Consider the following 6,293-nt stretch of genomic DNA (forward strand, 5'->3'; position numbering starts at 1 on the left):
TTCGAGATTGAAGGCGAGCTTGAGCTCGCCGATCACCACGACCGGCGGATCGCGGTCGCTCAGCCCGACGAGATCGCAGCCGCCGATCTCGCCCTTCACGGTGAATCCGAGCTTTTCCAGGAAGCGTTTGACGGGCAGATAGAGCGCGGTTTCCACGGGAGGTTCCGGAGTGGGCTTCGGTCGGAGAATCAGTGCGGGCAGTCTATCACTCGCTGTTGCGTCGGAGGCCGCGCCAGCCGGAGAGGTGCACCTAGCCGATCAGACGATCGTACTCGGCGTGGGATCCGATCCAGAACCAGACGAAGGCACCTTCGACCTCCACCGCCAAGGCGCGATAGCGCAGCCCAACCCTGGCCCAAAATCGTCCGACCTTCTTAAACTGAAGGGACGGATGGGTCGGGTCGCTCTTCAACAGTGCGAAATTCGCATCCGCCAGCCGCCGGACCTCGGCAGGCAGCGCGTCGTAGGCTTTCCAGAACCTAGATGAGGCCGTGTGCTTCACAGGTCGCGAGTTCGCCCGGCACGATAGTCAGCCAGTGCTTCCTCGGCGAATGCGTCGAGGCGGCCGGCCTTTGCATCCGTGGCCACCGCCTCATCGAAGCGATCAGCTTCGAACTGCCGGTACCACGCGCGAAAACGTGCCAGCTCTCTTGGCGGAAGTTGCTCGATTGCCTTCTCGATCTCTTCGGCAGTCATAAAGAATAGTATATCAACAATGGTCCTCCGTGGATAGACGGGACCACAGCTACGTTACACCCGTCCGCTCACCGGGATCAGTGCGCCGGTGACGGCGCTCGCGGATTCGCCGGCGAGGAACAGGATCACCTCGGCGAGCTCCTGCGGCGCCACCCATTTGGCGAAATCGGCATTCGGCATGCCGGCGCGATTGGCTTGCGTATCGATGATCGAGGGCAGCACCGCGTTCACGGTGACCTTGCCCTTCCACTCGCTGGCGAGCGCCTCGGTGAGGCGATGGACGCCGGCCTTTGACGCCGCGTAGGGGCCCATGCCGGACCCGGCCTGCTGCGCGGCGAGCGCGCCGACATTGACGATGCGGCCGGACTTCGACGCGGCCAGATGGGGAAGGGCGGCGCGCGAGGTGTTGAGCGCGGTCAGCACGTTGCGCGCATACATGCGCTGCCACGTCGCGACATCGCCGTCGGCCACCGTCTCGAAGGCAAAGCCGCCGGCGATGTTGAGCAGCGCATCGAGCCGGCCGTAATGCTTTGCGGCCGTCTCGATCGCCGCCTTCGCTTGCGCCGCGTCGGAGAGATCGATACCGCCGAGCTCGATGCGATCCGGCGTTGCTCGCCCCGTAGACGGCGCATGGTCGAGGCCGGCGACGCGCGCTCCGCGCGACAGCGCCGTCTCCGCGACTACCCGGCCGAGCGCGCCGAGCGCACCGGTGATGACGAGGACGCGTCCGTTCATGATAGGCTCCGGGGTCACGATTGCAGGTAGCGCGCCTTCAGGGCGCTGCGCTCGGGCGAACCGAGCTTCAGCCCGTCGCGCAAATAGGCTTCGATGTCGCCATATTCGGCGCTGACGGCGTCGAAACCGGCGGCCAGATACGACGCCTCGACCGCGCCGATCGCATCGCGCACGTCGTCGGGAAGATCGGAGGCCGAGGAGCTGTCGCGCCGGTAGCAGTGGTTGGTGAGCAGATAATCCTCGGCGACGACCTCGTCGGCGACGCCGAGCGCGTGCAGGATCAGCGCGCTGGCAAAGCCGGTGCGGTCCTTGCCCGCCGTGCAGTGGATCACCAGCGGCGCGTGATCCTCGAGCAGGTGGGCAAACAGCGCGCGAAAGCTGTGGGTGTTGTGCCGGACGTAGTTGCGGTAGGAGTCGCGCATGATCTCGAGCGCGACGGGCGCGGTCAGCGTACCCTGGACCATGCGTTCGCGCAGCGCGGCCACCACCGTCGGCTCGATCGGCAGCGAATGCACGGTGATCTCGCTGACACCGCAGACGCCGCCGGTCCGTTCCTCGACGCCGCGGAAATCGAAGGCGCTCCTGATCCCGAGTTCGCGCACGACGGCGACGTCGCTTGGCGTCAGCTGGCCGAGATGGTTGGAGCGGAAGATCTGCCGCCAGCGCGTGAGCCGGCCGTCGGCGGTCGGGTAGCCGCCGAGGTCGCGAAAATTGCTGGCGCCTTGCAGGTTGAGGTGACGGGCAGGGGAGTCGGACATTGGATCAGCTTGGGTTATGTTGCAGGCGGACAGCGTCGCGCCGGGCGCGTGGGCTATTACAGGGGGCGAAGATGAACCGGCACAAGGCCATTGTTGTGGCCGTCGTCATTCTGGCTGGTGGAACACTGACCGCGCGGCCGGCGGGCGCGCAGACCTTCCAAAACTATTACTGTGCCGACGGCACGCAGTTCATCGTCGGATTTTATGACTACGACAAGCGCGCCTTCTTGCAGATCGACGGCAAGGCCGTGCCGCTCGCAAAACGTCCGACGTTGTCGGGGGCGCGCTATTCCGGCGCGGGGATCACGTTGAGGATCGGCAAGACCGGCATCACGGTCCAGCACCTCAAGCGGCCGGTCACGGCCTGCGAGTTGATCTGAGGCCGGAGTCGAGAAAGGGCCGAAACGCAGTGGTTTCGACCCTTTTTCAAACCTCCGCTCGGCGGCACAGACGATGTGGTGGCAGCGGACCGAACGGCATCAGCGATCCCATGTCGGCTTGGCTTCTTCGATCGCCTCCTGGTGGTACCAGGAACCGCTGCAGATCGTCTCGGTCACGGGTGTCGCGAGGTGATCGGCCGGCAGTCTGGTCTCGCCATAGCGGCGCCCGCCGAGAGCCGCGCGGCCTCCGACCGGGAATTGAACGATCTGGGCAGATGATTGACCCAAACTATTGTTGACCATTGCGATATCTCCTACGTCCGGAGCGCTTGACCTCCATGGTGCGTCCGACTCGTTCGCTTAGAGTTACTGGGTCTCCCGATATTGGCGGCGCTCACGAAAATGCAATGTGCTGAAAACAAAATCACCCTTTGCCTAATTTGTGGGCAGAACTTGCTCTGCATCCTGCGAGGCAGCGGCCGCCGGGCTAATGCGCGAGCCGATACGAAGGTTGCGGGGTAGCGGCCGCGCGCTTGCCGAAAGTTGCGAGCGGCTGGCGCCAGCTTAATCGGCCCTCGAAGCCGGGCCCGCAATGCCGCAGAATTGAGCGTTTTCCGCGAGTTTTTTGCGATGCGGCGGGAACCTCAGGCTGCGCTGCTTTGACGCACCCGCCCAGCGGGAATCGAGCGCCGTCCGTCCTGGTCGAAAGCCGTGGAGAACCTGCCGCAGTGCGGTGTTCTGGCACGCGACATGCTTGGAAGCGCTCGGCCGATGATGGCCGGGTAGCTGCGGGGACCGCCCGGTCCCCACCTTTCGCATCGTCTACAGAGAGGCTCAATGACCAAATACAGGCTCGAGTATATTTGGCTCGACGGATACACGCCGACTCCGAACTTGCGCGGCAAGACTCAGATCAAGGAATTTGCGTCGTTCCCGACGCTCGAGCAGCTTCCGCTGTGGGGCTTTGACGGCTCGTCCACCAATCAGGCCGAAGGCCACAGCTCCGATTGCGTGCTGAAACCGGTCGCCATCTATCCGGACGCCGCGCGCACCAACGGCGCGCTCGTGATGTGCGAAGTCATGATGCCCGACGGCAAGACTCCTCACCCATCCAACAAGCGCGCCACCATTCTCGACGACGAGGGCGCCTGGTTCGGCTTCGAGCAGGAATATTTCTTCTACAAGGACGGCCGTCCGCTCGGCTTCCCCGACGCCGGCTATCCGGCGCCGCAGGGTCCGTACTACACCGGCGTCGGCTACAAGAACGTCGGCGACATCGCCCGCAAGATGGTCGAAGAGCATCTCGACCTGTGCCTCGCGGCCGGCATCAACCACGAAGGCATCAACGCGGAAGTCGCGAAGGGCCAGTGGGAGTTCCAGGTGTTCGGCAAGGGCTCCAGGACCGCGGCCGACCAGATGTGGATCGCCCGCTATCTGCTGCTGCGCATGTGCGAGAAATACGGCGTGGACATCGAATTCCACTGCAAGCCGCTCGGCGACACCGACTGGAACGGCTCGGGCATGCACTGCAACTTCTCGACCAGGTACATGCGCGAAGTCGGCGGCAGGGACTACTTCGAGAAGCTGATGGGGGCCTTCGAGAAGAACCTCATGGACCACATCGCGGTCTACGGGCCGGACAACGACAAGCGCTTGACCGGCAAGCATGAGACCGCGCCGTGGAACAAGTTCAGCTACGGCGTGGCCGACCGCGGCGCTTCGATCCGCGTGCCGCACTCCTTCGTCAACAACGGCTACAGGGGCTATCTGGAGGACCGTCGTCCGAACTCGCAGGGCGACCCATACCAGATCGCTTCGCAGGTGCTGAAGACGATCGCGAGCGTGCCGACCGACAAGAAGGCCGCCGCCTGACGACCTCCCGGCCCGGACTGGGGCTGGCCCGGGTTGGCAATCAAATCCGCCGGAGCCTCGCGGCTTCGGCGGATTTTTGCATTTTCATGACGGCGCCCCGGCCGCTTTCTTCGTGCAAACCATGTTCATCTCAACCCAAACGGGGATAAACTACAGGTGGATGCGCGCAGGCCGGGGACACGGCTGGTGTTTGAGGGCTTCTACAAGGTGCGGTATCAGCTCGGCGAAGGCGTGGGCCGGAGCGTCATGCATGTCGGCGACGGCAAGCTGCTCGGCGGCAACTCGGCCTTTGCCCATATCGGCAGCTACGAGAAGATCGGCGACGAGGTCGCGATCGTGGTCAGGACGGTCCGGCACAATCCGGATCCGACCTATCGCGCCATGGCCGGCACCGACGACGCGACGCTGATCGCGACGGGACGGGCGGACGGCGATCTCTACCGCTTCAAGGGCGAGCTGAAGGAGCTGCCGGGTGTGCCGTTCCAGTCGGTGATGACGCCGATCGGGGAGGACGAGGTGCCGGTCGCGGGCCGCGTGGGCGAGGGCGGCATCGTCAACGGCCTCTATTCGATTCATTTGCAGATGCTTGACGGTCTTGACGGCGGACTCACCGGCGTCATGCTGCTCGACCGGGGACGCATCCTCGGTGGCGATGCCTCGTTCTATTATCTCGGCAGCTATACGGCGGCGAACGGGCGCTGGAAGGGCCAGATCCTCAACCAGGAGCACACGCCGGCGAGGGACGAGAATGCGATCTTCGGCGGCCACGAGATCGGCATCGGCTTCTCCGGCAGCTATGACGACGAACGGGCCGTGCTGGAGGCGACGGCGCTCGCCGGCAAGCGCAGCCTGCGCCTGACCGCGGCGCTGAAGCTGATGCACCGCGTGTGATACGACCAACTCACGGGATCGACATGGATGACGTCCGCCTGCTCTCGACGCTCGGCCTGCTCGGTGCGATGCGCCGCGTGACCGCCGCCTGCGAAGCCGCAACCGGCGTCCGCATCGACGCCGATTTCGCGCCGACACAGGCGCTGCTGCCGCGGCTGCGCGCCGGCGAAATCGCCGATATCGCGATCCTGACCCGCGAGGGCCTCGATGAGATGATCAAGGAGGGGCGCGTGGCGGCGGACAGCGCGGTCGATTTGGCACGCTCCTACGTCGGTCTCGCCGTCAAAGCCGGCCGGCTGCATCCGGACATCTCCAGCGAAAGCACGCTTCGCCAGACGCTGCGCGAGGCGCGATGCATCGCCTATTCGCGGCTGGGCGCGAGCGGCATCTACTTCGCAGAGCTGATCGAACGACTGGGCGTCGCGGCGGACGTCAACGCCCGCGCCATCGTCGTGCCGCAGGGGCTGACCGCGGAACGGCTGCTGACGGACGAGGCCGATCTCGCCGTGCAGCAGATCAGCGAGTTGAAGCAGGTTGCGGGCATCGAGATCGTCGGGCCGATCCCGCGCGAGCTGCAGACGCCCTCGGTGTTCTCGGCCGGCCGCATGAATTCGGCGAGGAATGTCGCGGCAGCCGACCGCCTGCTGCGCTACCTTGCCTCGCCGGAGGTCGCGCCGGTGTTGCGGGACTCGGGGCTCGAACCTTGAATTCGCCGATGCTCGGACGCCGTGTCATGCTGAAAGCGCGCCGTACCCGAAAGGATCGTGCTCAACGACGTCCAGGCCTCTTTAATTTGGATCAAAGCGCAGCCGGTGCAGCCACTTAAGTTGGCGGGCGATTGCCGTCGCAAGCGATGGACGCATGGAGCATGAAATGACGTTACGGAAGTGGACGGTTGGCCTGGCGATGCTGTGTGCGTCCTCCTCGCCGGTGTTTGCCCAGGATCTGAAATCGCCATCAG

General features: G+C 64.8%; 9 protein-coding genes. 4 read left to right on the plus strand and 5 right to left on the minus strand.

From position 1 onward, the window contains the following. Positions 1 to 250: 250 nt before the first annotated feature. From KGM94_RS22465 to KGM94_RS22480, 4 genes are read right to left on the minus strand one after another with little or no spacing between them, the layout of a single operon-like run. On the minus strand, positions 251 to 502 hold the full coding sequence (locus KGM94_RS22465) for a hypothetical protein (protein WP_300264232.1): 252 nt from the start codon (positions 500 to 502) through the stop codon (positions 251 to 253). After that, entirely contained in the window at positions 499 to 696 is a 198-nt protein-coding gene (locus KGM94_RS22470) for a hypothetical protein (RefSeq protein ID WP_300264234.1), read from the minus strand. Before KGM94_RS22470 ends, KGM94_RS22465 begins: the two co-directional genes overlap by 4 nt. A gap of 54 nt (positions 697 to 750) precedes the next feature. Continuing rightward, on the minus strand, positions 751 to 1,431 hold the full coding sequence (fabG, locus tag KGM94_RS22475) for a 3-oxoacyl-ACP reductase FabG (protein WP_300264236.1): 681 nt from the start codon (positions 1,429 to 1,431) through the stop codon (positions 751 to 753). A gap of 14 nt (positions 1,432 to 1,445) precedes the next feature. After that, on the minus strand, positions 1,446 to 2,189 hold the full coding sequence (locus KGM94_RS22480; protein ID WP_300264238.1) for a tyrosine-protein phosphatase: 744 nt from the start codon (positions 2,187 to 2,189) through the stop codon (positions 1,446 to 1,448). Between the two features lie 71 nt (positions 2,190 to 2,260). Between KGM94_RS22480 and KGM94_RS22485 the strand changes: the two genes are divergently transcribed. Next, entirely contained in the window at positions 2,261 to 2,569 is a 309-nt protein-coding gene (locus KGM94_RS22485; RefSeq protein WP_300264240.1) for an MliC family protein, read from the plus strand. A 99-nt stretch (positions 2,570 to 2,668) separates the two neighbouring features. Here the strand turns inward: KGM94_RS22485 and KGM94_RS22490 are convergent, their stop codons facing one another. Then, on the minus strand, positions 2,669 to 2,872 hold the full coding sequence (locus KGM94_RS22490; RefSeq protein ID WP_300264242.1) for a DUF2735 domain-containing protein: 204 nt from the start codon (positions 2,870 to 2,872) through the stop codon (positions 2,669 to 2,671). 534 nt (positions 2,873 to 3,406) lie between these two features. Between KGM94_RS22490 and KGM94_RS22495 the strand changes: the two genes are divergently transcribed. From KGM94_RS22495 to KGM94_RS22505, 3 genes are all read left to right on the plus strand, one after another. After that, the gene (locus KGM94_RS22495) at positions 3,407 to 4,441 is read left to right on the plus strand and encodes a glutamine synthetase beta-grasp domain-containing protein (protein ID WP_300264243.1); all 1,035 of its coding nucleotides are present in this window, start codon (positions 3,407 to 3,409) and stop codon (positions 4,439 to 4,441) included. Between the two features lie 186 nt (positions 4,442 to 4,627). Further along, positions 4,628 to 5,332, plus strand: a complete 705-nt coding sequence (locus KGM94_RS22500) for a GrlR family regulatory protein (protein WP_300264247.1) — start codon at positions 4,628 to 4,630, stop codon at positions 5,330 to 5,332. 23 nt (positions 5,333 to 5,355) lie between these two features. Continuing rightward, positions 5,356 to 6,039, plus strand: a complete 684-nt coding sequence (locus KGM94_RS22505; protein ID WP_300264245.1) for a substrate-binding domain-containing protein — start codon at positions 5,356 to 5,358, stop codon at positions 6,037 to 6,039. Positions 6,040 to 6,293 lie beyond the last annotated feature (254 nt).

The organism is Bradyrhizobium sp. (assembly GCF_028868675.1).
Taxonomy (GTDB): domain Bacteria; phylum Pseudomonadota; class Alphaproteobacteria; order Rhizobiales; family Xanthobacteraceae; genus Bradyrhizobium.